Source organism: Amycolatopsis sp. NPDC024027, from assembly GCF_040638975.1.
Lineage (GTDB): Bacteria > Actinomycetota > Actinomycetes > Mycobacteriales > Pseudonocardiaceae > Amycolatopsis.
This window is the reverse complement of sequence record NZ_JBEZYY010000004.1, coordinates 244,322-268,458: the sequence shown is the minus strand read 5'-3', so window position 1 is coordinate 268,458 and position 24,137 is coordinate 244,322. Positions and strand designations below refer to the sequence as shown.

Below are 24,137 nucleotides of genomic sequence, written 5' to 3'. Positions count from 1 at the left end.
TGATCGTCGTGGTACCCCGGCACTGCCCGGACGACAACTCAGGACTGTCGCCCGTTCGGCTGATTCCGCCGGAGCCGGACGGCCACGACGACGGCGTGGACCACCAGCCCGACGAGTGCTGTCCCCGCGATCCCCTCCCCCGCGAGGTTCAGGTAGAAATACGGCTCGAGGGTGCTGATCGTGAGCGCCAGCACTCCGGCCAGCCCGACGGTCCCGGCGCCCAGCACGGCACAGCCGACGGCGGGCGGGCGCAGGATCACCGCGACGACGGGCAGCACGGCGACGAGCACCGCGCCGAGGACGAAGTAGGCCGCGGACCGCTCAGCCACGCTCGAGTCTTCCTCGGCCAGCACGGTGAGCTGGATGATCCACCCGGCCGCGGCGGCCGCGCCGAGCCCGATCGCCAGCCACGCTCCCCAGCCGCGCACCATGCCGGCGCCCAGCCCGCCTGCGGGGTTCCGGCGCAACGCCACCACTGCGCACACGGCCGCGAGGACCATCGCGCCGTGCGCGAGCAGTTCGAAGGTGAACCCGGCGCCCAGCGTGGGATCGGAGTGATCCGACGAGATCACGAAGCCTTCACCGGCGAAGCGCAGCAGACCGAACAGCGCCGCGAACCCGAAACCGACCAACAAGGACGGACCGATCCGCTGCCTCGTTCGCGGTACGAGGGTCAGGAACCCGGCGGCCATCGCGCCCAACGCCACGATCACGACGTAGCCGGGCATGCCCGGCCGATATTTGGCGAGAGAGTCGCTGTAGTAGTAATCCAGGCTGAGCCCGATCATCGCGAAGACGGCGGCGGCGATCGCGAGGACCCCGGCCGTCCCCGCCACGGGATCCGCGACGGCAGGCGGGAGCTGACCAGCCGGCCGCAGCTCTTCCCCGGTCGGTTCGGGCCGGGACACCGCACCATCGGCCTCCGGCCCGGCAGCGACGGCGGATCCGCAGTCCGGGGCAGGTCCGCCTTCCACCTCGGCGACCGCCGGCTCCGGTACCGGCTTCACCACAGGTTCAGCAGGTGACGGCTCGGGTTCCGCGGCCGTCTCCGGCTCCTGGACCGGGAGGGCCTCGATCTCCACCGCGACCACCGCGTCCCCGGTCGGCCCGGTCACCACGACGTTCCCGCGCCGCGTCCCCGACGCCCCGGCCGTGACCGCCAGTTCCGCTCCCGAATCCGTCTCGGTCACCCGGATCCACGGGTGCGAAGCCTCGAACCGCACCTCCCGCGCCACCGGCGGCCCCGAAACCCGCAACGAAGCCGATGCCCGAGCGCCCGCCGGTGCCGCCAACCGCACCGACGGCACGTCGACCCGCACCACCGCGAACGACAACGCGTCCGAAGCCGCCGCCGCCACGTGCTCGATGTCCGTCGAGGCCATCGTCTTCAGCGCCTCGAACGCTCCCATCGCCACCGGCAGGTTCGCACTCGACAACCGGCGCCGCAGCTCGGCCACCGCGCCCAGCCTGGTGAACGGGTTCTCCGCCCCGATCGCCGCCGCCAGGTCGGGCGGGACCGCGGACGGCTTGATGCGCCGCCGCCGGCTCTTCGCCAGGTACAGCTCGCCCTGCATCTCGATGTCGCGGCTCGGTGTCTGCTTCGGGTTGCGCTCGCGGACGCGGTCAAACAGGTACTCGTACAGCTCACCCAGGGCGATCCAGCCGTCCTCGTCGCGGTCCGCCTCGCCCGTGCGCAGGCCCTCCACCAGCGCCGACGTGAACACCGACGGCCGGGCCGGCTCGTCCGAAGCCAGCGTCGCACCCTCGAACGCGTACTCGATCGAGTTGGACGCCGTGATGACCGCGCGCCCCCGGCCGCCGCGGAAGCTGTCGAGCACGTTCGCGTCGCCCGAAGCCCGGACCGCCACGCCCTGGCCGAACGCCCCGCCGTAGCAGCAGTCCAGCAGCAGGACGATGCTGCGCGAACGGCTCTGCCGGATGCACTGCTGCACGAACTGCGCCGGGACCGCCGTCGACCGCAGGCGGTCGGGCCGGGTGTTGCGGGCCGCGAAGTACAGGCCGCCCGAATCGTCCTTCAGGCCGTGGCACGAAAAGTGCATCAGGAGGACGTCGTCGGGCTTGCCCTCGAGACAGAGGTCCTCGATCTCCGCCTGGACGACGTGCGCGGTTTCGTTCCGCACGACGCAGACCTCGAAGTCGCTGATCGCCCGGTCGCCGAGCACCCCGGCCAGGGCGTCGGCGTCCGCCGCGGGAGAGCCCAGCCGCTGCAGCCCCGCGTTGTCGTACTCGCCGTTGGCGACGATCAGCGCCCGCCTCCGCCCGGCCATACCGGTAGGAAACGCCCACCCCGGCGCTGCGGCAATCAGCCGAACGGGCACACCTACCCGGGGGTGCCCCCGAAAATCGTTTCCTGCTCCTCCAGGCAGACGACGGCGTCCCACGCGGCCGCCACGTCCACCGCGGGCGTCATGTGCGCGTGCCGGATGGCCGTCGCCTCCGGATGCGCGACCACGCACGGCGCCCGATCCGCGAGGACCGCCTCCACGCTGCCTTCCGCCGGTTCCCCGAGGGGCTGCTCGAACATCCGGAACCCCAGCGGGTAAGCGGGATCGGGCGCCAGGCCGGTCGTCGTCCCCGAGACGGCGGTGAGCGCCAGCGCGAAGTAGCGATCCCCCAGCTCGGTGGCCAGGTGCGTGCCCGCCGACGGCGCCGTCATGCCCGGCATCGGCGAGAACGGGACGCGCTGGAGGTGTCCGTTGTGGATCATCAGCACGATCTTCTCGCCGGGGAACCGCCGCCGCAGCAGCCGCACGGTGGCCGCCATGTACGTGTCCCGCGACGAGCTCTGCGGCTCGGGCGCGCGGCCCGCCATGAGCGCGTCGAGCTCCCGCAGGTACAGGTCGACGCGCAGGGCGCCCTCCGCGTGGTGCGCGGCGACGGCACCGTAACCGAGGGCCTCCACGTGTCCTTTCAGGACGGTCAACGCGGTCGTCGCGGCATCCCGCGCTTCGGGACCCATCGCTCCGTAACGACCCGGCGCGACCGCGCTGCTCACCGACGCGTACGGCTCGCACGCGGAGATGGCGTTGTCCACAAGGGACACGTTGGCCGGATCCACCCGCAGGACCTCCGCGCGCAGCGCCTGGAGCGCGGGCACCGGCGAACCCGCCGAACCGGGCACGTCGAGCCCGGAGAACCGGACGCCGCGGCCGCGCAGCCAGGTCAGCATCTCGTGCACCTCCGCCGAGTCGCCGAGGCCGAACGTGAAGCCGTCCCGGGCGATGTCGGCGACCTCGCCGGGGCCGCCCCGCAGCCACGCGTCGACCAGGTGCCCCTCCGCGAAGCCGCCCTCGAACCCGAGCACCGTGAACCCGCGCTCGGTGACGAGGTGGCGCAGGAGGCGGTCGCGCAGCACGCCGAACTCGCGGATGTGATGGTTGTTCTCGCCGATGGCGACGACCTCGGCGTCGCCGATCAGGTCGGCGATTTCGGCAACGGCGACGGTTCCTGGCATACTGAGCACACTAACGCAACAGGAGTAGCAGTTGGCAACCGAGATTTCCGGGACGAAGCGTCCGGGCGGCCGCACCGAGCGGACCCGCCTCGCCGCGCTCGACGCCACCCTCGAGCTGCTCGGCGAACGCGGGTACGCGGAGCTGACCGTCGAGGCGGTCGCCGAACGCTCCGGCGTGCACAAGACGACGCTGTACCGCCGCTGGGAGTCCGCCGAAGGCCTGGTCGCGGCCGCCCTGCTGCTGGGCGCCGAGCAGGAGTGGGCGGTGCCGGACACCGGTTCCCTCGAAGGCGACCTGCGCGCGATCAACCTCGAGCTGGTGCGTTACTTCACCACGCCGGGCGAACGAGAGCTGCCCACGGCGTCGATCTCGGCGGCGTTCCTCTCCCCCCGCGCGGCCGACGCTCTGCGCGAGTTCTACGTCGACCGCCACGCCCGTTCGGCGGCCGCCGTGACCCGGGCGATCGACCGTGGCGAGGTCCCGCCCGGCACCGATCCGGTGGAGGCGGTGCGGGTGGCCTGCGGGCCGATCTTCTACCGCCTTTTCGTGTCCCGGGAAGGCGTGACACCGGCGGACGCGGGAATCGCCGCCGCCGCGGCCGCCGCGGCCGCGAAAGCCGGTGTGTTCACGGCAACCGGCGGCGGAACCGCATCTCCTCCAGGGTGACGCGCCCGTCGTCGATCGTCTCCGTCTGGCGGGCGCCGTCGTCCACCCAGCCCTGCCGGAGGTAGAAGGCCTTCGCCCGCTCGTTCGTCGCGAGCACCCAGAGGACAGCGCTGTCGCCGGAAAACTCTTCGACGACCCGGTCGTGCAACGTCCGGCCGAGCCCCCGTCCCCAGAACTCCGGCAGCAGGTAGAGCGCGTAGAGCCGCCCGGGGCCGAATGCCGCGAACCCGGCGATGACCCCGTCGTCCTCGATGACCAGCACCTGCCCGGAGCCCTCGCCGATGCGCCGGGCCCACGACGCCGCGCGCGAAGAAGCCGACAGGCGTGCGAGGAAGTCCTCCGGGATCAAGCCCGCATAAGCCGCCTGCCAGGACCGCACGTGGATCTCGCCGATCGCCGGGGCGTCGGCCACCGTGGCGGCGCGGACGGTGCTCAGCTCTTCTCCAGGTACTCCGCGCGCTCGACGTCGACGACGTCGGCGACCATCTGCGCCAGGCCGCGGTACTTCGTCAGCTCCGGGTCCTGCGTGACGAGCTCCTGCGCCAGGGCCCGGGACGCGGCGATCACGTCCTCGTCCCGCAGCAGCGACAGCAGCTTGAGCGTGGACCGCTTCCCGGACTGCGCGGCGCCGAGGATGTCGCCTTCGCGGCGCAGTTCGAGGTCGAGGCGCGAGAGCTCGAAGCCGTCCGTCGTGGACTCGACCGCCGCCAGCCGCTCGCGGGTCGCGGTGCCGTCGAGGGTTTCGGTGACCAGCAGGCACAGCCCCGGCACGCTGCCCCGGCCGACGCGGCCGCGCAGCTGGTGCAGCTGGCTGACGCCGAACCGGTCGGCATCCATGATCACCATCGCGGTCGCGTTCGGCACGTTCACGCCGACCTCGATCACCGTGGTGGCCACGAGGACGTCGAGGTCCCCCGCCGAGAACGCCCGCATCACGGCGTCCTTGTCGTCGGGCGGCATCCGGCCGTGCAGCACGCCGATCTTGAGGCCCTGCAGCGGGCCGTGCTCCAGCTCGGGCGCGACCTCGAGGACCGCGAGCGGTGGCCGCTTGTCGCTCTTGTCCGACGGTGGCTCGTCGCCGATCCGCGGGCACACGACGTACGCCTGGTGGCCCTTGCCGACCTCTTCGCGCACGCGCTGCCAGATCCGCTCGAACCAGGCGGGTTTCTCGGCGACCGGCACGACCGTGGTGGCGATCGGCGAGCGCCCGACCGGCATCTCGCGCAGCGCCGACACTTCCAGGTCGCCGTACACGGTCATGGCGACCGTGCGCGGGATCGGCGTCGCGGTCATGACGAGCACGTGCGGGCTGGTGTCGCCGGCGCCGCGGGTGCGCAGCGCGTCCCGCTGCTCGACGCCGAAGCGGTGCTGCTCGTCGACGACGGCGAGGCCGAGGTCGGCGAATTCGACGTGGTCCTGGATCAGCGCGTGCGTGCCGACGACGATGCCCGCCTCGCCGCTGACGATCTCCAGCAGGGACTTCTTGCGTTCCTTCGCGCCCATCGACCCGGTGAGCAACGTGACGCGGGTGGCGTTTTCCGCCGCGCCGAGCTCGCCCGCCTGGCCGAGGTCGCCGAGCATCTCCCGCAGCGACCGCGCGTGCTGCGCGGCCAGGACCTCGGTCGGCGCCAGCATCGCGGCCTGCCGCCCGTTGTCGACGACCTGCAGCATCGCCCGCAGCGCGACGACCGTCTTGCCCGAGCCGACCTCGCCCTGGAGCAGCCGGTTCATCGGGTGCTCCGTGGCCAGGTCCGCGGCGATCTCGTCGCCGATCCCCCGCTGGCCCGCGGTGAGGTCGAAGGGCAGCCGCTTGTCGAAGGCGTCCAGGAGGCCGCCGCTGACGTGCGGGTTGGCCTTGGCCGGGCGTGAGACGGCCGAGTGGCGCCGCTGCGCGAAGATCAGCTGGACGGCCATGGCTTCGTCCCACTTGAGCCGCTTCTTCGACGCCTCCAGGTGCGCCCAGTTCTCCGGGCGATGGATGCCGCGCAGCGCGTTGTCGAGGTCCGACAGCTTGTGCAGCCGCCGCAGCTCGGCGGGCATCGGGTCGTCGTCGACCTCGAGGACGTCGAGGACCTGGCGCACGCACTTGGCGATCGACCACGTCGGCATGCCCTGGGCCGCCGGGTACACCGGGATGATCGCGGCGAGGAAGTTGTCCATCGCCTCGGCTTCGTTCTCGGCGTCGAACAGCTCGTACTCGGGGTTGGTCAGCTGCAGGGTGTCGCGGAAGGCGGACACCTTGCCGGCGAACAGGCCGGTCTTGCCGGGGACGAGGTCCTTCTCGCGCCAGGCCTGGTTGAAGAACGCGCAGGTCAGCCGGCGTTTCCCGTCGGTGATGACCATGTCGATGATGGTCCCGTTGCGGGCCTTCATCCGCCGCTTGCTCACCTTTTCGATGCGCGCCAGCACGGTGGCGTGCTCGCCGAGCTCGAGGCCGTGGATGTCGGTGAGCTCGCCGCGCTCGGCGTAGCGGCGCGGGTAGTGGCGCAGCAGGTCGCTGACCGTCTCGATGTCCAGCGACGTGGCGAGCGCCTTCGCCGTCTTGGCACCCAGCAGCAACGGCAGCTTGTCGCGCAGTCCGGCCATCCGCTATTCGACTCCCATCAGCAGCACGGCGTCCGCCTGGCCACTGGCGTAGCCGGCCATCTCCACCTCCGGGTGCTCCACCCGCAGCTGCTCCGCGAGCTCCTCGGCGACTCCCGGCGGGGCCGCCGCCCCGCTCAGCACCGTCACCAGCTCCCCGCCGAGCGCGAGCATCCGGTTCAGCACCTTCATCGCGGCCGCGACCAGGTTCGTCTCGGACGCGGGCGCGGGCTCGATCAGCACCACCTCGTCGTCGACCAGGCCGACCACGTCGCCGGACTGGGCCCGGCCCACCCAGGTTAGCGACTCCTCCTGCGCGATCCGCAGTTCGCCACGCCTGGTCGCGGCGGCCGCTTCGGCCATCGCGACGACGTCGTCGTTGGTGCGGCGCCCGGCGTCGTGCACGGCGAGGGCGGCCAGCACCTGCACCGGCGAGGCGCACGGGATGACCACGACGTCCCGGTCGGCGGCCATCGCGTGCCCGGCCGCGGTGTCGGCCGCGGCGGTGAGGGCGACGCTGCCCGGCAGCACGGTCACCTGGCGCCCGGCGGCCTCGTTGAGCAGGCCGATCATGTCCTCGACGCTCGGCGTGCCGCCCTCGGGCACGGCCAGCACCGGGATGCTCTCGGCGCGCAGCAGCTCGGCCAGCGCCCCGCCGTGGACGACGGCGACGACCGTGCGGTCGATCCCGCCGCCCGGCTCGATCGGCGTCGGCGTGAGCAGCGGCTCGACCCGGATCTTGCGCGGGCGGCCGAGCGCGAGCCCGGCCTCGATGGCGGCGCCGATGTCGGCGCAGTGGACGTGCACGGCGTGGCTGCCCGAGCCGTCGCCGGCCACCGTGACGCTGTCGCCGAGGCCGCTCAGCTCCTTGCGCAGGGTCGGCAGGCTCGCCTCGTCGACGCCGTCCAGGAGGTACATGACCTCCCAGGCGTAGGCCTCGGGGGTTTCGGTGCGGACTTCGAGCGCGTGCTCCTGTTCGAGCGGCGCGCCGGTGAGCACGCCGACCAGCGCGTCGAGCACGGCGACGAGACCGCGTGCCCCGGCGTCGACGACCCCGGCCCTGGCCAGCGCGGGCAGCTGCTCCGGCGTCTTCTCGAGGGCGTGGGCGGCCTCTTTCGCGGCCTTCGCGGCGATGTCACCCAGGGAACTCGTGTCACCCCGGACGGCGAGGGCGACGGAATGCAGGACGGTCAGGATGGTCCCGGCGACCGGGCGGCTGACGGCGCCGGTGGCGACCTCGTCGGCGTGCCCCAGCGCCCGGGCCAGCCACGGGCCGTCCAGGTCGCCTTCGGCGCGGTCGGCGAGCCCGCGCACGACCTGGGAGAGGATCACGCCGGAGTTGCCCTTGGCCGAAGCGACCGCGCCCCGCGCGAGGATCTTCAGCGCTTCCGCGGCGGTTCCCGGCTCGGCGGCGGCGAGTTCGGCGGCCGCACCGGTCATCGTGAAGAGCATGTTGGAGCCGGTGTCGGAATCGGCGACGGGGTAGACGTTGATCTCGTCGATGGCCGGCCGCAGGCTCGCCAGGCTGTGCACACAACCCGCAGCCCAGGCCGACACCGCCGCCGCGTCCAGCACCCGCACCCCGTAACCTCCTGACCGGTCTTCGGGGCAGCGTATCGACCCGGTGCGGGACCCCGGGAACGCAGTAGTTACTATGGTCGAGTTGCCCAGCACATCTGGGCTCATTCTTTGACCCAGATCCAAAGGAGTTCGACGTGGCTGCCGTGTGCGACGTCTGTGGCAAGGGACCCGGCTTCGGCAAGTCGGTCTCGCACTCCCACCGCCGTACCAACCGCCGGTGGAACCCGAACATCCAGACCGTCCACGCCAAGGTGGGTGTGTCCCAGCGCAAGCGCCTGAACGTGTGCACCTCGTGCATCAAGGCGGGCAAGGTCGTTCGCGGCTGAGGCGAGAAGAGTTCGAATGGCGGGTGCTCCTCGGAGCACCCGCCATTTTCATGCCCAGGCCGCAGCCGTCCTGGCCACAGATGCAGTGAATGACTCATTCCTGGCGTCTGACGCCAGGAATGAGTCATTCACTGCATGCGGAGCCGGGCCGACGCCTACTTGAGGAAGTCCGTCAGCAGCGGCTTCAGGGTCTCCGGGTACTGGAGCACCCCGTGGTCCTGCCCGTCCAGCGTCTCGTGACGAGCCCCCGGGACCGCCGCGGCCGCCGCGCGGGCACCCGACTGGAGCGCCTCGTCGCTCGCGCCGCCGCCGATCACCAGCGTCGGCGCCGTGATGCGAGCCAGGTTCTCCGTGCGCGGGCGAGCCTCCGGGCCGCAGATCGTCAAGTCGTACGGCAGCGTGTGCGCCAGCGCCGTGAACCAGGCCCACACCGGGGCCTGCTTCATCCCCTCGATCATCTCCGCCGGCGTGCCCGCGACCTTCAGGAACGTCGCCACCGCGCCGTCGCGGTCCCCCGCCTCGAGCCGGGCGCGAACATCGGCCACGACGTCGGCCCGCGGGTGCTCGTCGGTCGCGTACGGCGGCTCGTACGCCACCACGCGGTCGATCGGGAGACCGGCCGCGGCCGCCTCCAGGGCCAGGACCGCGCCCGAGGAGTGCCCGAACACCGACGCCGTCCCGCCCACCTGGGCGATCAGCGCCGCGATGTCCTCGATCTCCCGCTCCACCGCGTACTCGGCCGAGTCGCCGGAGTCACCGCGGCCCCGGCGGTCGTAGACGATCGTCGTGAAGTCGCCGGCCAGGACCTCGGCCAGGCCCACCGTGGTCGTGCGGTCGTTGAACGCACCGCCGACCAGGATCACCGGCGGGCCGTCCCCGCGCCGCTCGAAGAAGATGCTCGTGCCGTCGGCCGAAGTGACGTTCATGTGTCCTCCACAGGATCCGTTTCCCCCTGGTCGGAGCCGGCCCGCGGATCCGGACACCGAACCTACGGCAGTTTCCAGTCCACCGGCGCCGCACCCTGCTGCTCCAGCAGCTGGTTGGCCCGGCTGAACGGGCGCGACCCGAAGAAGCCGTTGTGCGCCGAGAGCGGGCTCGGGTGCGCGGATTCGATGCACGGCACCTCGCCGAGCATCGGGCGCAGGTTGCGGGCGTTGCGGCCCCACAGGATCGCCACCATCGGCTCCGACCGGGCCGCGAGGGCCTTGATCGCCTGCTCGGTGACCTCTTCCCAGCCCTTGCCCTGGTGCGAATTCGACTTCCCCGGCTGCACGGTGAGGGCCCTGTTGAGCAGCAGCACGCCCTGGTCGGCCCACGGCGTCAGGTCGCCGTTGGACGGCAGCGGGTGGCCGAGGTCTTCGGTGTACTCCTTGTAGATGTTGACCAGGCTCTTCGGGATCGGCCGGACGTCCGGCGCCACCGAGAAGCTCAGGCCCACCGCGTGCCCGGGCGTCGGGTACGGGTCCTGCCCGACGATCAGCACGCGCACGTCGTGGAACGGCTGCTGGAACGCCCGCAGCACGTGTTCACCCGCCGGCAGGTAGGTGCGGCCCGCGGCGATCTCCGCGCGGAGGAACTCCCCCATCGCGGTGACCTGCGGCGCCACCGGTTCGAGGGCTTTCGCCCAGCCTGCCTCGACGATGTCCTGCAACGGTCGTGCGGTCACGGCGCGCAAGCCTACCGGGCGTGGCCGGCGTCACCCGAGCGGGTCGAGCCGCCTCAGCTCGGTCCGGAACCGCTGCGCCCGCCGGACGTAGGAATCGACGACGAGCGCGATGTTCTCCGCGCCGAACGACTTGTTCTCGCGCGTCTTCCCCGGCACGCCCAGCGCGATCTCGCCGGTCTTGACGTGGGAGCCGTACGACAGCACCGCGCCCGCGCCGACCATGCCGCCGTCCTCGATCACCGAGCCGTTCAGCACCACCGCACCGGACGCGATCAGGCAGCCGGTGCCGATCGTCGCGCCTTCGACGTGCACCGCGTGCCCGATCGCCGACGACGGCCCGAGGATCGTCGGGTGCCGCTCGGTGCAGTGCAGGACGCAGCCGTCCTGGACGTTCGAACGCTCGCCGATCTCGATGTACCCGTGGTCGCCGCGCAGGACCGTCTGCGGCCACACCGACGCGTGCGCGCCGATCCGGACGTCGCCGATCACCGTCGCGTCGGGGTGGACGTAGGCGTCCGGGTGGATCGTCGGCTCGAGCGAACCGAGTGCGTAGATCGGCATGCCGCCTCCGGGTGACCGCGGTTTCACTTCCCGTGCGATTGGATCACGCCATCGCCGCGAACCGGAACGCCAGTACCGGGAGCACGGGCCTCGTGCTCCTGCTCGTCGTGCTGACCTGGCTGCTCAGCCTGCCGGTCGCGTCGGCCGCGCCGGCGAACGGCCTGGCCGGCACCCCGCCGATGGGCTGGAACAGCTGGAACCAGGTCCGCTGCTACGACCTCACCGAGGACGTCGTCAAGAAGGCAGCCGACGCCCTCGCCGACACCGGCCTGCGTGACGCGGGTTACCACTACGTCGTCGTCGACGACTGCTGGCAGGCCCCCACGCGCGCCGCGGACGGCTCACTGCGGCCGGATCCGGCGCGGTTCCCGCACGGCATCGCGGACCTGGCCGACTACGTGCACTCCCGCGGCCTGCTGTTCGGCATCTACGCCGTGCCCGGCAGCCGGACCTGCGCCATGGCGAACGACGCCTACCCCGCCGCCGGCATCGGCTCGCTCGGCCACGAGCGCCAGGACGCCGAGACGTTCGACCGCTGGGGCGTGGACTACCTCAAGTACGACTGGTGCAACGCCGACACCGTCGACGGCCTCGACCGGAAGGCCGCGTTCGAGAAGATGCGCGACGAACTGGCCGCGCTGCCCCGCCCGATCGTCTACGCGATCTCCGAGTACGGCGTCTCCAGCCCGTGGACCTGGGCGCGGCCGGTGGCGAACCTCTGGCGCACCACCGACGACCTGGCCCCGACCTGGGACTCGGTGCTCACGACGATCGACCAGCAGGCCGGCGTCGCCGCCCACAGCGGCTCGCCCGGCGGCTGGAACGACCCGGACATGCTGCAGGTCGGCAACGGCACCCTGACCGCCGACGAGGCCCGCGCGCACTTCAGCGTCTGGGCCGTGCTGAACGCGCCGCTGTTCGCCGGCACCGACCCGGCGAACCTGAGCGACAGCGACCTCGCGACGCTCGGCAACGCCGAGGCCATCGCCGTCGACCAGGACTTCGCGGGCAGCCAGGGGCGGCAGCTCGACGCGGGTCCCGGCTACCAGGTGTGGGGGAAACCGTTGAGCGACGGCGGTTTCGCGGTGGTACTGCTCAACACCGGCAGCACCACCGCGACCGTCTCCGCTTCGGTTCCCGGCCGCTGGCAGGTCCGCGATCTCTGGGCCCACCGGGAAACGAGCACTGCCACCGGCTCCGTTTCCTCGACCCTGCGGCCCCACGCGGCGGCCCTGCTGAAGCTCACGCCGAGGTGAGGTCCTTGCCGAAGCAGCGGCTTTCCGGCTCGTTCTTGTAGACGCCGAACTTCGGGATCTCGGCGTAGCCCGACGAGGTGTAGAGCGCGATGGCCTCGGGCTGCTTCGTCCCGGTTTCCAGGACCGCGCGCTTGCGGCCGCACAGCGCCGCCGTGCGCTCCAGCTCGGACAGGATCATCCGCGCGAACCCGCGTCCGCGGGCGGAGTCGGCGACGTACATCCGCTTGAACTCGGCGTCGCCGTCCTGGAAATCGGGCTCGGGGCCGTCGTGGGCGCGCCACGCGCCGCAGGCGACCGGTTCCTCGCCCTGGTAGCCGACGAGGAACACGCCCTGCGGCGGATCGAAGTCCGCGGGGCTCAGCGGAGTGGCGTCCTCGCTGCCGTAGCGCTCGATGTACACCTGCTGCACCGCGGTCATGAGCTTGGCCGCGTCGGGGTGGTCGTAGGGGACCGGAACGATTCTCACGCTTCCGGAGCCTAGATCAGCGCCAGTGCGTCCATCCGCCTTCTCGGGAAAACGGTTTCCCGTCGACGGTGATCCCGGAGCCGGCCATGGTGACGACGCCGATCGTGCGCCAGCCGTCCGGGAGCTCGGTGAACGGCGGGAAGGTGGCCGCCAGGGCGTGGTCCTCGCCGCCGGTGAGGACCCAGGTGAGGGGGTCCGCGCCGAGGGCGGCGCCGACCTCGGTGAGCCGGGCGGGGATGTCGAGGTCGGCGGTGCGGACGTCGATGCCGACGTCGGATGCCTCGCCGATGTGGCCCAGGTCGGCGAGCAGGCCGTCGGAGACGTCGATCATCGCCGTGGCCCCGGCCAGCGCGGCGCGCGGGCCGGCTTCGTAGGGCGGTTCCGGGCAGCGCTGGGCGTTGACGACGCCGACCGGGGACCGGAAGCCGCGGCCGAGCACGGCCAGCCCGGCGGCGGCCCAGCCGAGCCGCCCGTTCACCGCGACGACGTCACCGGGCCGGGCGCCCGAGCGCGTCACCGGCTCGCGGTCGCCGAGGTCGCCGAGGGCCGTGACGCTGATCACGAGCTGGTCGGCGCGGACCATGTCGCCGCCGGAGACGCCGATGCCGGCGCGTTCGGCCTCGGCCCACATGCCGTCGGTGAGCGCCTTCACCACCTCGCTCGGCGTGTCGGGCGGGCAGGCGAGCCCGACCAGGACGGTGGTCGGGGTGGCGCCCATGGCGGCGATGTCGGCCAGGTTGACCGCGACGGCCTTGCGCCCGACGTGCTCGGGCGTGGACCAGTCGAGCCGGAAGTGGACGCCCTGGACGAGGACGTCGGTGCTGGCGACCACCCGGCCGTCCGGGGCGGCGACGACGGCGGCGTCGTCGCCGGGGCCGAGCAGCGTGCCCGGGGGCTGGCGCCGTCCTTCGGTGACGGCGCGGATGAGCGCGAACTCCCCGGTCTCGGCGACCGTTCCGTCGTTCGGTGACACCGGTCACCTCTGTCTTTCTCTACCGGGACAAAGATCGATCACCGATAGTCGGATGCCCTATGTTTTTCCGTGAGCTGGCGATACGTTGCTGATGACGTTCCTACCTTGAGCTTTCGATCCCGACGAAAGGGCGCGCCGTGGTCCACGCATACATCCTCATCCAGACCGAGGTCGGCAAGGCGGCCGCGGTGGCTGCCGAGATCTCCAGCATCCCGGGTGTCACCAGCTCGGAGGATGTCACCGGACCGTACGACGTGATCGTCCGCGCCGCCGCCGACAACGTCGACCAGCTGGGCCAGCTCGTGGTCGCGAAGGTGCAGAACGTGGAAGGCATCACCCGGACGCTGACCTGCCCGGTCGTGCACCTCTGAGCAATGGTGTAGTTGCGGGGTGCCTGACTCCGACACCGGCGCACCGCCCCGAGTGGTGCTCGTCACCGCGGCCGCGCTCGCCGTGGCCTTGGCGGTCGCCGTCGCCGTGTTCGCCCTGACCCGGCCGTCCCCTTCGGACTCCGCGGGACCGCTGCCGCTGGTCCCCGTGCCGGCGCCTTTTGCGGGATCGCCGGGGTGCGCGACGCTGCTGGGCGCGGTGCCCACGGAACTGACGTCCAATGGGACTTCTCTGAAGGTGCGGGCGTTGGCGGCCCCGGCGCCGCCCGCGACGGTGGCCTGGGGTTCCACTGACCCCGTGGTGTTGCGCTGCGGCCTCGGCCGTCCCCCGGAGCTGACGCCGACGGCGCAGCTGCGGCTGGTGAACAAGGTGCAGTGGCTGCAGGTGCCGGGCGAGGGCGCGTCGACGTGGTACGTGGTGGACCGCGAGGTCTACGCGGCGCTGACGGTGCCGGACAGCGCCGGGACCGGGCCGCTGCAGGCCGTTTCGGACACGGTGGCCGCGAAGCTGGCGCCGCAGCCGCTGCGGTTCGGTTAGCTTTCGGTCGGTTTCGGCCGGTTTCGGTCAGCGCAGGCCGGTTCCGCGGGCGATCGCCGTCTCGATGAGGGTGGTCAGCAGCGTCGGGTAGTCCATGCCGGTGACCTCCCACATCTTCGGGTAGGCGGACTTCGTCGTGAAGCCCGGCATGGTGTTGACCTCGTTGATGATCAGTTCGTGGTCTTCGGTGACGAAGAAGTCGACGCGGGCCAGGCCCTGGCAGTCCAGCGCCCGGAAGGCTTCGACGGCCATCGCGCGGAGCTTCTCGGTGAGGGCGTCGTCGAGCTTGGCGGGGATGTCGAGTTCGGCGTCGTCGCCGAGGTACTTGGTTTCGAAGTCGTACCAGGCGTTCTCGTCTTCGGACAGGACGCGGATCTCGGCGGGCAGCGAAGCTTCGACGCGGCCGTCGGGGAATTCGAGGACACCGCACTCGACCTCCCGCCCGACGACGGCGGCCTCGACGAGCACCTTGGGATCGGTGGCGCGGGCGAGTTCGATGGCGGCATCCAGCTCGTCCCAGCCGGCGACGCGCGAGATGCCGACGGAGGACCCGGCCCGGGAGGGCTTGACGAAGACGGGCAGCCCGAGCCGGGTTTTTTCGTGTTCGTCCAAACTGGACTGCCCCCGCCTCAGGGCGGCGTAGGTCCCGACCGGAAGCCCTTCGGCGGCGAGGAGTTTCTTGGCGGTTTCCTTGTCCATGGCGGCGGCGCTGGCGAGGACCCCGGGCCCGACGTACGGGATGCCGGCGAGTTCCAGGAGGCCCTGGATGGTGCCGTCTTCGCCGAAGGCCCCGTGCAGCACGGGGAAGACGACATCGACGCGGGACAGCAATTCGCTTTCCCGCCCGGCTTCGACGGCGACGAGGCCCTGGCTGGACGGATCCCCGGCGAGGACGAGCCCCTTACCGTCTTCGACGGAGGGCAGTTCCCGGCCGCGGATGGCGAGCTGAGCGGAGTCCCCGGAGCCGAGCACCCAGCGGCCTTCCCGCGTGATCCCGACCGGGACGGCCTCGAACCGCTCGGGATCGAGGTGGCCGAGGACGCTGCCGGCGGACAGGCACGAGATGGTGTGCTCGCTGCTGCGCCCACCGAACACGACGGCCACCCGGATCTTCTCGCTCATGGTGAGCCACCGTACCCGGTGACCTCGCGGAACAGCCCAGCCCGGTGCGACGGACGGCACGGTCCGCGCGGCGAACGCAACCGGTGATGGCTTTGGCACGTCCGGTGTGTCGAGGGGCTGGTGGGTCCGGCGTCGAGCCCGGTTCGCTGGGCCCGGTTCGCCGGGCCTGTCCGCTGGGCCTGGTCCGCTGGGCCTGGTTCACCAGCCACGTTCGCCGGGCCGGGTTCGCTGGGGCCGGTGACACCAGAGGCCGGAAACCCCGCCCCCACCAAGGTTGTCCCCATCACGACCCGCTTGTGGACAACCTCACCGCAACAGCCCCACCAGCACCGGCAAAGCCGCCACCAGAGCCTCCCGCGAACACCCCGCGTACCCGATCGCCACCCCGTGCGCGGAAGGCGGACCGGCGAAGTGCCGCGCCAGCCCATCCAGCCGGATCCCGCGCCGCTCGGCCGCCGCGATCACCGACGCCTCCACCGCGGCCGAGGAAAACGGCACCACCAGGTGCGCCCCGGCATCGTCGCCCCGCACCGGAATCCCCGCCGAAGACAGCGCCCCCGCCAGCAACGTGCGCCGCTCCGCCATCTCCCGGCGCAGTTTTCGCAGGTGACGGCCCAGATCTCCGTTTCGCGCGAATTCGTACAACACCCGCTGCCCCGCCGGCGAAGGCCGCGTTCCCGTCGAATCTCGATACGCCAGCACCGCCGAAGTGATCGCCTCGGGCGCCACCATCCAGCCCGCCCCCAGCGTCGGCGTGAGGATCTTCGACGTGGTCCCCAAGTGCACCACGACGTCCGGCGCCAGCGAAGCCAGCATCGGCAGCGGCGCGACGTCGAACCGCAGCTCGCCGTCGTAGTCGTCCTCGATCACCAACATCCCGGACGCACGCGCGCGCTCGACCAGCGAAACCCGCCGCGCCGCGCTCAGCCGGCTGCCCATCGGGTACTGGTGCGCCGGCGAGCAGTACACCGCCCGCGCACCGTCCGGGAGAGAATCCGGCCGCAACCCTTCAAGATCCACCGGCACACCGACCACCCGCATGCCCGCCCGCCGGAACGCCTGCACCGCCCGCTGGTAGCCCGGCTCTTCGACGGCGACGATGTCCCCGCGCTCCAGGACCGCCGCGGCCAGCTCGACGACCGCCGCCGTCGTGCCGCCGGTCGCCAGGACCGAGCCCGCCGCCAGCCCGCGGTGGCGCAGGAGGTGCTCCGACACCGCCGCGCGGTACTCCGGCAGCCCCGCGCGATGGGCGCGGATCAGCGGCTCCGGGTCCGCCGCCGCCCGCCACGCGCGGCGCCAGGCCGCTCGGTCCAGTCCCGCCGCCCACGGCGTTCCCGGCCCGAGGTCGAGCAGCGGGGACGGCGAGACCTCGACCGCCGGGACCGCGGGCGCCGGGACCTCCGAAGCCGAAACCGAAGGCGGAGTCGTCACGTAGGTGCCGGAACCGTGCCGTCCCGCGATCCAGCCCTCGGCGTGCAGCTGCTCGTACGCCGCCGACGTCACCGTGCGGCTGACGCCGAGCCGGCCGGCCAGCGCCCGCGTCGAGGGCAGCCGGTCGCCGCCGCGCAGGTGGCCGCTCGCCGCGGCTTCGCGCAGCGCGTCCGCCAATTGGACGGCCAGCGGCGTCACCGCCGCACGGTCGAGGCGAACCGGGAGCGCGGTGTCGGACACGGGACCTCCTCGAGTGGACTTCCCAAGTGTACGAGAAGTGGCCGTTTTCCGAGGCCACTGTGCCGGGAGACGCTGGTCGCATGTTGTCGACCACGCCCCGCACCACGCTCGGCCGCAAGAAGCACCGCGCCGTGACCGACCGCTCCGCACTGCACGCCGTCCTGGACGAAGGCCTGATCTGCCACCTCGGGGTCGTTCGCGACGGCGTGCCGCTGGTCCTCCCGACCGGCTACGGCCGCGACGGCGACACGCTCTACCTCCACGGTTCGACCGGCGCCGCCAGCCTCCGCACCGCGGCGCACGGCCTCGACGTCTGCGTGACGGTGACGCTCCTCGACGGCATCGTCTACTCGCGCTCGGTGAACAACCACTCGATGAACTACCGCAGCGCCGTCATCCTCGGCCAGGCGAAGCCGGTCCTCGACGCCGAAGCGAAGATGCACGGCCTGAAGGTCCTCACCGACCACCTCGCGCCGGGCTCGTGGGAGCACGCGCGCGAGGTCGACGCCAAGGAGTTCGCCGCGGTGTCCGTGCTCGCATTGGACCTCGCCGAGGCGTCGGTGAAGATGCGCGCCGAGGGCCCGGACGACGAGCCCCGGGACGTCGAAGCGGACACCGCCTGGGCCGGGGTGCTGCCGGTGCGGACGGTCTTCGGCACGCCCGAGCCGTCCGGAGACCTCTCCCCCGGCTGGACCACCCCGAAGCACGTCACCGGGCGAGCGGCAACCGCACGCTGAAGGTCGTCCGGCCCGGCGACGAAGCCACCGACACCGTGCCGCCGTGCGCGGCGACCAGGGACTGGACCACCGACAGCCCGAGCCCGGTGCCGCCGTTGCCGCGGGTGCGGGAGTCGTCGACGCGGAAGAACCGGTCGAAGATCCGCTCCTGATCACCTACAGCGATCCCGGGCCCGGTGTCGGTGACCTGGACGACGGCCTCGCCGCCGGACGCCGTCACCGACACGTGCACCGACGTCCCCGGCGGGGTGTGCACGGCGGCGTTGGCCAGCAGGTTGTCCAGCACCTGACGCAGGCGCACGGGGTCGGCGTCCACGAAGGCCGCCGAGAGCGCCGAAGTCAGCGGGTGGTCCGGCCGGCCGGCGGCGAACGCGTCCGCCGCGTCCCCGGCCAGCTCGGCCAGGTCGACGCGCTCGGGCCGCAACGGCGTCTCGGCGGCCCGCGCGTCGAGGCGGGCCAGCAGCAGGAGGTCGTCGACGAGCACGGTCATCCGCGCGGTCTCCTCGCGGATCTTCGCCAGGTGCGCCTCACGCTCCGCCGGCTCGTTCGCCGCGGCGTAGCGGAAGAGGTCGGCGTAGCCGCGGATCGACGTCAGCGGCGTCCGCAGCTCGTGCGAGGCGTCCGCGACGAACCGGCGCAGGCGCTCGTTCGCCTCGGTCTTCGCGGCGAGCGAGGTGTCGATGTGGGCCAGCATCACGTTGAACGCCGTCCGCAGCTCTTCGACTTCGGCGCCGCCGCCGGTGCCCGCCGCGCGCACCGGCAGGTCCGGGTTCGCGGTGAGGTCGTGGGCGGCGATGTCGTGCGCGGTGCCGGCCATGTCGGCCAGCGGGCGCAGGCCGCGGCGCAGCACCAGCCGTCCCACGACCACCAGCACGCCCAGCGCGAGCGCGAACGCGGCGACCTCCACCCAGATCAGCTGCCGGACCGTGCCGTCGAGGTCCTTCTGCGGCGCGGCGGACAGCAGCACCGAGTCGGTGTCGACCGGGCACGCCCGCACCCGGTACGGGCCGTCGTCACGCAGGTAGATGTTCCGGGTGACGTCGCCGCCCACCGCGTCGGCGGCGATCTTCGCCAGCTGCTCGGCGTCGCCCGGCAGCTTGCCGCCCGGCTCGGGGACGGCGACGCCGCCGGTGACCTTGTACAGCGCCGAGTACCACGAGTACACCGACTGCGGTGAGCCGTGCGTCTCGCGCAGCTGGGGCAGCTGCGTGTTCTGGCTCTTGGACAGCTGCTCGTCGAGCCGCCGGTCGAGGTAGCCGTGCATGATCCCGACCGTCGTGACGCCGACGGCCGCGAACACCACCAGCGCGAGCGCGCCGAGGCCGAGGGTGATCCGGGTGCCCAGCCGGGTGCGCTGCCAGGCCCCGTACCACCGGCGGAGGACGCCCGTCACCGGTGGGCCTGCCGCACGACGTACCCGACGCCGCGCACGGTGTGGATCAGCGGCTCGCCGTCGCCCGCGTCGACCTTGCGCCGCAGGTGCGAAATGACCAGTTCGACCACATTGGACCGGCCGCCGAAGTCGTACTCCCAGACGTGGTCGAGGATCTGCGCCTTGGTCAGCACCGACGGCGAGCGGCGCATGAGGTAGCGCAGCAGCTCGTACTCCGTCGGCGTCAGCTCGGCGAGCCGCTCGCCGCGGCGGACCTCGCGGGTGTCCTCGTCCAGCGTCAGGTCGCCGACCCGCAGCACGGCGCCGCGTGCCTCGGGCTGGTGCGCGAGGCCGGCGCTGCGCCGCAGCACCGCCCGCAGCCGCGCCATCAGCTCCTCGACCGAAAACGGTTTCACGAGGTAGTCGTCACCCCCGCGGGTGAGCCCGGCGATCCGGTCGGCCGTCGCGTCCTTGGCCGTGAGGAAGACCACGGGCACCGCGTTGCCCCCGGCCCGCAGGCGGTCGAGCACGGTGAAGCCGTCGAGGTCGGGCAGCATCAGGTCGAGCACGACGATGTCCGGCCCGAACTCCGCGGCCCGGCTCAGCGCGGCCTGCCCGGTGCCGGCCGTGACCGCCTGCCACCCCTCGTACCGGGCGACGGTGGCGACGAGGTCGGCGATGTGCGGCTCGTCGTCGACGACGAGCAGGCGCACGGGGTCGGGAGTCTGCACCCCTGCATCTTCTCCCGCGGCGGGCGCGCCCGGCGACCGGACGCGGTGGCCGACAGGAAGCCGACAGCCGGCACCCAGACTCGCCACAGGACCGGCGGCGAGGCTGGCCTTCGTGAACCGAACCGAAGGGGGATCCGTGTGAGGACCATGACGCAGACCGCCGAGGCCGCGCGCCCGGCGATCCGCCCCCGGATCGCCGCGAAATCCGGCCTCTTCCTCTTCCTCGGCGCCAACGTGGCCGCCGTCACCGTCCTGTTCGTCCAGGCCGGGGTTTCGCAGAACGTGCTGATCACGATCGGCAGGCTCGCCGGCTTGTACGGCGCGCTGGCGATGGCGTTCCAGCTGCTGCTGGTGGCCCGGCTGCCCTGGCTGGACCGCCGGCTCGGGATGGACCGGCTGACCACCTGGCACCGCTGGACCGGCTTCACGATCCTCTGGACCCTGCTGGCGCACCTGGTGTTCATCACCATGGGCTACGCGGAGGTCTCCAGCAAGGGCGTCGTCGACGAGCTGGTCGAGATGGCCAACACGCTCGAAGGGATCCTGCGGGCGCTGGTCGCCTTCGCCGTGATCCTCATCGTCGGCGCCGCCTCGGCGAAGTTCGCCCGCAAGCGGCTCGCCTACGAGACGTGGCACTTCATCCACCTCTACACCTACGCCGCGATCGTGCTGGCGTTCACGCACCAGATCGCGCTGGGCCAGTCGTTCGCCGGCTCGGAGCAGGCGAAGGCGTACTGGTGGACGCTCTGGCTCGGCGCCGGCGCCGCGGTGCTCGCCGGGCGCGTCGTGCTGCCGCTGTGGCGGAACCTGCGCCACCAGCTGCGCGTCACGGCGGTGGTTTCCGAGTCCCCGGACGTCGTTTCGGTGTACATGTCCGGCAAGCACCTGGACAAGATGCCGGCCAAGGCGGGGCAGTTCTTCCTCTGGCGGTTCCTGACGAAGGACCGTTGGTGGCAAGCCAATCCCTTCTCGCTGTCGGCCGCGCCGGACGGCCGTTCCCTGCGGCTGACGGCGAAGGCGCTCGGCGATTCCAGTGCCGGGCTGCGCAGCCTGCGCGTCGGGACGCGCGTGTTCGCCGAAGGACCGTACGGCGCCTTCACGACGATCCACCAGCGGCGGCCCAACGCGCTGCTCGTGGCGGGCGGCGTCGGGATCACGCCGATCCGCGCGCTGCTGGAGGACATCGACGGCCACGTCGTCGTGCTGTACCGGGTGCGCAACCAGGCCGACGCGGTGCTGCTGCCGGAGCTGAACGAGCTGGCCAAGGCCCGGGGCGCCAGCGTCAGTGTCCTCACCGGACCGGACCAGGCGGTCGGGCCGCGCGGCGTGATGCTCGGGCCGGCGAACCTGCACATGATGGTGCCGGACGTGCACGAGCGGGACGTGTTCGTCTGCGGCCCGCCGGGGATGACTTCCGCCGTGCTGCGCAGCCTGCGCGAGCTGCGCGTGCCCAACGCCCAGGTCCACGCCGAACGTTTCAGCCTCGCGGCCTAGGGGGAAGTTGCTGTGAAGAAGACCATTTTCGTCGTCGCGCTGTCGATCGCCGGGTTCATCTCGGTCTGGCGGTTCGAGCCCGGGCCGGTGCAGAACACCGCCGCCATCGCGCAGGCGCCACCCCCGAACGTCACCGCACCACCCGCACCGTCCACACCGGTCACCTCGGCACCGTCCACTTCGGCCGCGCCGCCGCCCTCGACCGCGGCCACGCCGTCCACTTCGGAGACACCGTCCACTCGCGACAACCCGAACAAGACGGTGACCACCGAAGGCAGCGCCGAGACGAGCCGGTACGGCACCGTGCAGGTGCAGGTGACGTTCACCGGCTCGCGGATCGCCGTCATCACCCTGCTGCAGGCCCCGGACGGCGGCCGGTCGCTGACCGCTCTCCCGCGGCTGCAGGAAGAAGCGATCAAAGCGCAGAGCGCCGACATCGACACGGTGACCGGAGCCACCGAGACCAGCGAGTCGTACAAGACGTCCCTGCAGGCCGCGATCGACGCAAAGGCGAAGAACCGATGATCACCCGCGTCGAACAGGTGATGGGCCTGCCGATCTCGCTCGACCTGCGTGACGAAGGCGACTTCGCCGAGGTCGTCGACGACGTCTTCGCCTGGTTCCGCGACGTCGACGCCCGGTTCAGCCCGTTCAAGGACGACAGCGAGGTCAGCCGGTACGACCGGGGCGAGCTCACGGCCGCCGAGCTCAGCGACGACCTCCTCGAGGTGCTGGAGCTCTGCGCGTACTACGAGCAGCTCTCCGGCGGCGCGTTCCGCGCGCGGCTGCCCGGCCGCGGTCTCGACCCGTGCGCGGTGGTCAAGGGCTGGGCGGTGCAGCGCGCGGCCGACATGCTCAAGGCCGAGGGCGCGACGACGTTCTGCCTCAACGCCGGCGGCGACGTCGTCACCGCGGGCGAACCGCAGCCGGGCCGTCCGTGGCGGGTCGGGGTGCGCCACCCCGAGCAGCCCCTGGCCGTGTGCGCGGTCCTGGAGTCGCGCAACGGCGCGATCGCGACGTCGGCGGCCTACGAGCGCGGTTCCCACATCCTCGACGGCCGCTCCGGAACGCCGGCGACGGGCCTGATGAGCGTCACCGTGGTGGCCGGCGACCTGGTGACGGCGGACGCACTGGCCACGGCGGCGTTCGCGATGGGCGCCGAGGGCATCACCTGGGCGGCCGACCGCCCGGACTGCGAGATCCTCATCGTCGACGACAGCCGCCGCGTGCACCGGACGGCGGGGCTGGCGCTGGCGTCCTAAATCGGTTCGCCCTCCCCGGACGGCTGCGCCAGACTCGGCAGCAACCCGTCTTCGAGGAGTGCCATGCCGTCGTCCGTCCTGAACGTTTCCGTCGACTGCGCCGACCCGTACCAGCTGTGCCGGTTCTGGAGCGAAGTCACCGGGAAACCGATCCCGGAAGAAGACCAGCCGGGCAACGACGAGGTCGGCTTCCAGCTGACCGACGACACGGCGTTGCTCTTCCTGCGCGTGCCGGAGCCGAAGACGGTGAAGAACCGGCTCCACCTGTGCCTGCAGCCGGACATCCCGCGCGACGAGGAGATCTCGCGGATCCTCGCCCTCGGCGCGACCCTGGTGAACGACCTCCGCAACCCGGACGGCACCGGCTGGGCGGTGCTCGCCGACCCCGAGGGCAACGAGTTCTGCGTGCTGAGGAGCGCGGCCGAGCGCGCGGCGACGTCGTGACGGACTCGTTCGCGGTCAACAAGGCCAACTGGGACGAGCGCGCGGTGCTGCACGCGGCCTCGCCGGACTACGGCTTCACCCGGTTCGCGGCGGATCCGGCGCACCTGAGCGGTGTCGTGCGGTTCGACCGCCCGCGCCTGGGCGACCTGACCGGGCTGCGCGCGGTGCACCTGCAGTGCCACATCGGCACGGACACGGTTTCGCTGTCCCGCCTGGGCGCGGCCATGACGGGCCTGGACTTCTCGGGTGCGGCGCTGGCCGAGGCCCGCCGTCTCGCCGAGGCGGCCGGCGCGGCGATCGACTTCCACGAGGCCGACGTGCACGACGCCGTCGAGGTGCTGGGCGCCGGGCGGTTCGACCTCGTCTACACCGGGATCGGCGCGCGCTGTGCTGGCTGCCTTCGGCGGCGCGCTGGGCGGCGGTGGTCGCCGGGCTGCTGCGGCCGGGCGGGCGGCTCTTCATCCGCGAAGGGCACCCCATGCTGGGCACCCTGGACGAGAATGATCCGGCGTCCCCGCGGTACTCCTACTTCGAGCACGCCGAGCCGCTGGTCTTCGACGAGCCCGAAACCTACGTCGCCGTCGACCGGCCGATCGAGCACGGCGTCACCCACTCGTGGAACCACTCGCTGGGCGAGATCATCACGGCCCTGCTGGACCACGGCCTCACCGTGACCGGCTTCACCGAGCACGACAGCGTCCCGTGGAACGCGCTGCCCGGTCAGATGGTGCACGACCCCGCCACCGAAGAATGGCGGCTGAAGGACACGCCGTCGCGGCTGGCGGCGAGCTACACGCTCCAGGCGGTCAAGACCGGCTGAATA

24 protein-coding genes and 1 pseudogene are annotated in these 24,137 nt (G+C 72.1%); 11 read left to right on the top strand and 14 right to left on the bottom strand.

Annotated elements, in window-relative coordinates:
- Nucleotides 1-38: 38 nt before the first annotated feature.
- Both AB0F52_RS13170 and AB0F52_RS13165 read right to left on the bottom strand, forming a co-directional pair.
- A complete protein-coding gene (locus AB0F52_RS13170; protein ID WP_360168968.1) occupies nucleotides 39-2,288 on the bottom strand; it encodes a caspase family protein in 2,250 nt (749 codons plus the stop codon).
- Nucleotides 2,289-2,341: 53 nt separating this feature from the next.
- Nucleotides 2,342-3,475, bottom strand: a complete 1,134-nt coding sequence (locus AB0F52_RS13165; RefSeq protein ID WP_360168965.1) for an erythromycin esterase family protein — start codon at nucleotides 3,473-3,475, stop codon at nucleotides 2,342-2,344.
- 31 nt (nucleotides 3,476-3,506) lie between these two features.
- Between AB0F52_RS13165 and AB0F52_RS13160 the strand changes: the two genes are divergently transcribed.
- The gene (locus AB0F52_RS13160) at nucleotides 3,507-4,142 is read left to right on the top strand and encodes a TetR/AcrR family transcriptional regulator (protein ID WP_360168962.1); all 636 of its coding nucleotides are present in this window, start codon (nucleotides 3,507-3,509) and stop codon (nucleotides 4,140-4,142) included.
- On the opposite strand, the gene AB0F52_RS13155 is transcribed toward AB0F52_RS13160, so the two are convergent.
- The 3 genes from AB0F52_RS13155 to AB0F52_RS13145 are packed head-to-tail and all read right to left on the bottom strand — an operon-like array spanning nucleotide 4,102 to nucleotide 8,306.
- The gene (locus AB0F52_RS13155; RefSeq protein ID WP_360168959.1) at nucleotides 4,102-4,554 is read right to left on the bottom strand and encodes a GNAT family N-acetyltransferase; all 453 of its coding nucleotides are present in this window, start codon (nucleotides 4,552-4,554) and stop codon (nucleotides 4,102-4,104) included. The genes AB0F52_RS13160 and AB0F52_RS13155 overlap by 41 nt on opposite strands.
- A gap of 20 nt (nucleotides 4,555-4,574) precedes the next feature.
- Nucleotides 4,575-6,728 (bottom strand): ATP-dependent DNA helicase RecG, encoded by a 2,154-nt coding sequence (recG, locus tag AB0F52_RS13150; protein WP_360168956.1) that lies wholly within the window; start codon nucleotides 6,726-6,728, stop codon nucleotides 4,575-4,577.
- A gap of 3 nt (nucleotides 6,729-6,731) precedes the next feature.
- Complete coding sequence (locus AB0F52_RS13145) at nucleotides 6,732-8,306, bottom strand: DAK2 domain-containing protein (RefSeq protein ID WP_360168953.1); 1,575 nt, start codon at nucleotides 8,304-8,306, stop codon at nucleotides 6,732-6,734.
- Between the two features lie 134 nt (nucleotides 8,307-8,440).
- Here AB0F52_RS13145 and rpmB point away from each other — a divergent pair, with 134 nt between their 5' ends.
- Nucleotides 8,441-8,632 (top strand): 50S ribosomal protein L28, encoded by a 192-nt coding sequence (gene rpmB / locus AB0F52_RS13140; RefSeq protein WP_003091970.1) that lies wholly within the window; start codon nucleotides 8,441-8,443, stop codon nucleotides 8,630-8,632.
- 155 nt (nucleotides 8,633-8,787) lie between these two features.
- On the opposite strand, the gene AB0F52_RS13135 is transcribed toward rpmB, so the two are convergent.
- The 3 genes from AB0F52_RS13135 to AB0F52_RS13125 all read right to left on the bottom strand — a co-directional run bounded on the left by AB0F52_RS13135 (nucleotide 8,788) and on the right by AB0F52_RS13125 (nucleotide 10,859).
- Nucleotides 8,788-9,558, bottom strand: coding sequence for an alpha/beta hydrolase (locus tag AB0F52_RS13135; protein ID WP_360168948.1), 771 nt, complete (start codon nucleotides 9,556-9,558; stop codon nucleotides 8,788-8,790).
- 62 nt (nucleotides 9,559-9,620) lie between these two features.
- Nucleotides 9,621-10,298, bottom strand: a complete 678-nt coding sequence (locus tag AB0F52_RS13130; RefSeq protein WP_360168945.1) for a uracil-DNA glycosylase — start codon at nucleotides 10,296-10,298, stop codon at nucleotides 9,621-9,623.
- 30 nt (nucleotides 10,299-10,328) lie between these two features.
- Nucleotides 10,329-10,859, bottom strand: a complete 531-nt coding sequence (locus AB0F52_RS13125) for a gamma carbonic anhydrase family protein (RefSeq protein WP_360168942.1) — start codon at nucleotides 10,857-10,859, stop codon at nucleotides 10,329-10,331.
- Nucleotides 10,860-10,891: 32 nt separating this feature from the next.
- On the opposite strand from AB0F52_RS13125, the gene AB0F52_RS13120 reads away from it, so the two are divergent.
- A complete protein-coding gene (locus AB0F52_RS13120; protein WP_360168939.1) occupies nucleotides 10,892-12,115 on the top strand; it encodes a glycoside hydrolase family 27 protein in 1,224 nt (407 codons plus the stop codon).
- Here the strand turns inward: AB0F52_RS13120 and AB0F52_RS13115 are convergent.
- Both AB0F52_RS13115 and AB0F52_RS13110 read right to left on the bottom strand, forming a co-directional pair.
- A complete protein-coding gene (locus AB0F52_RS13115; RefSeq protein WP_360168936.1) occupies nucleotides 12,102-12,581 on the bottom strand; it encodes a GNAT family N-acetyltransferase in 480 nt (159 codons plus the stop codon). The genes AB0F52_RS13120 and AB0F52_RS13115 overlap by 14 nt on opposite strands.
- A gap of 16 nt (nucleotides 12,582-12,597) precedes the next feature.
- Nucleotides 12,598-13,554 carry a thiamine-phosphate kinase gene (locus tag AB0F52_RS13110; protein ID WP_360168933.1) on the bottom strand — a complete coding sequence of 319 codons (957 nt, stop codon included), beginning with the start codon at nucleotides 13,552-13,554 and terminating at the stop codon, nucleotides 12,598-12,600.
- A gap of 137 nt (nucleotides 13,555-13,691) precedes the next feature.
- On the opposite strand from AB0F52_RS13110, the gene AB0F52_RS13105 reads away from it, so the two are divergent.
- Entirely contained in the window at nucleotides 13,692-13,925 is a 234-nt protein-coding gene (locus tag AB0F52_RS13105) for an Lrp/AsnC ligand binding domain-containing protein (RefSeq protein WP_003091994.1), read from the top strand.
- Nucleotides 13,926-13,944: 19 nt separating this feature from the next.
- Nucleotides 13,945-14,481: a DUF3515 domain-containing protein gene (locus AB0F52_RS13100; protein WP_360168929.1), complete on the top strand. Its 537-nt coding sequence runs from the start codon at nucleotides 13,945-13,947 to the stop codon at nucleotides 14,479-14,481.
- 27 nt (nucleotides 14,482-14,508) lie between these two features.
- Here AB0F52_RS13100 and AB0F52_RS13095 read toward each other — a convergent pair whose 3' ends face one another.
- The gene (locus AB0F52_RS13095) at nucleotides 14,509-15,603 is read right to left on the bottom strand and encodes a D-alanine--D-alanine ligase family protein (RefSeq protein ID WP_360168926.1); all 1,095 of its coding nucleotides are present in this window, start codon (nucleotides 15,601-15,603) and stop codon (nucleotides 14,509-14,511) included.
- A gap of 306 nt (nucleotides 15,604-15,909) precedes the next feature.
- Complete coding sequence (locus AB0F52_RS13090) at nucleotides 15,910-17,274, bottom strand: PLP-dependent aminotransferase family protein (RefSeq protein WP_360168923.1); 1,365 nt, start codon at nucleotides 17,272-17,274, stop codon at nucleotides 15,910-15,912.
- A gap of 80 nt (nucleotides 17,275-17,354) precedes the next feature.
- On the opposite strand from AB0F52_RS13090, the gene AB0F52_RS13085 reads away from it, so the two are divergent.
- Complete coding sequence (locus tag AB0F52_RS13085; RefSeq protein ID WP_360168920.1) at nucleotides 17,355-18,011, top strand: pyridoxamine 5'-phosphate oxidase family protein; 657 nt, start codon at nucleotides 17,355-17,357, stop codon at nucleotides 18,009-18,011.
- Here AB0F52_RS13085 and AB0F52_RS13080 read toward each other — a convergent pair.
- Entirely contained in the window at nucleotides 17,983-19,404 is a 1,422-nt protein-coding gene (locus AB0F52_RS13080) for a HAMP domain-containing sensor histidine kinase (protein ID WP_360168917.1), read from the bottom strand. The genes AB0F52_RS13085 and AB0F52_RS13080 overlap by 29 nt on opposite strands.
- Nucleotides 19,401-20,114, bottom strand: coding sequence for a response regulator transcription factor (locus AB0F52_RS13075; protein WP_360168914.1), 714 nt, complete (start codon nucleotides 20,112-20,114; stop codon nucleotides 19,401-19,403). The genes AB0F52_RS13080 and AB0F52_RS13075 overlap by 4 nt, the downstream gene beginning before the upstream one ends.
- Before the next feature lie 147 nt (nucleotides 20,115-20,261).
- Here AB0F52_RS13075 and AB0F52_RS13070 point away from each other — a divergent pair, with 147 nt between their 5' ends.
- The 5 genes and pseudogenes from AB0F52_RS13070 to AB0F52_RS13050 all read left to right on the top strand — a co-directional run bounded on the left by AB0F52_RS13070 (nucleotide 20,262) and on the right by AB0F52_RS13050 (nucleotide 24,134).
- Nucleotides 20,262-21,608 (top strand): ferredoxin reductase family protein, encoded by a 1,347-nt coding sequence (locus AB0F52_RS13070; RefSeq protein ID WP_360168911.1) that lies wholly within the window; start codon nucleotides 20,262-20,264, stop codon nucleotides 21,606-21,608.
- A gap of 12 nt (nucleotides 21,609-21,620) precedes the next feature.
- The gene (locus tag AB0F52_RS13065) at nucleotides 21,621-22,133 is read left to right on the top strand and encodes an FMN-binding protein (RefSeq protein WP_360168908.1); all 513 of its coding nucleotides are present in this window, start codon (nucleotides 21,621-21,623) and stop codon (nucleotides 22,131-22,133) included.
- On the top strand, nucleotides 22,130-22,870 hold the full coding sequence (locus tag AB0F52_RS13060; RefSeq protein WP_360168905.1) for an FAD:protein FMN transferase: 741 nt from the start codon (nucleotides 22,130-22,132) through the stop codon (nucleotides 22,868-22,870). The genes AB0F52_RS13065 and AB0F52_RS13060 overlap by 4 nt, the downstream gene beginning before the upstream one ends.
- 63 nt (nucleotides 22,871-22,933) lie before the next feature.
- Nucleotides 22,934-23,314 carry a VOC family protein gene (locus tag AB0F52_RS13055; protein WP_360168902.1) on the top strand — a complete coding sequence of 127 codons (381 nt, stop codon included), beginning with the start codon at nucleotides 22,934-22,936 and terminating at the stop codon, nucleotides 23,312-23,314.
- Nucleotides 23,311-24,134, top strand: a pseudogene (locus AB0F52_RS13050) (methyltransferase domain-containing protein). Before AB0F52_RS13055 ends, AB0F52_RS13050 begins: the two are co-directional and overlap by 4 nt.
- Nucleotides 24,135-24,137: the final 3 nt, after the last annotated feature.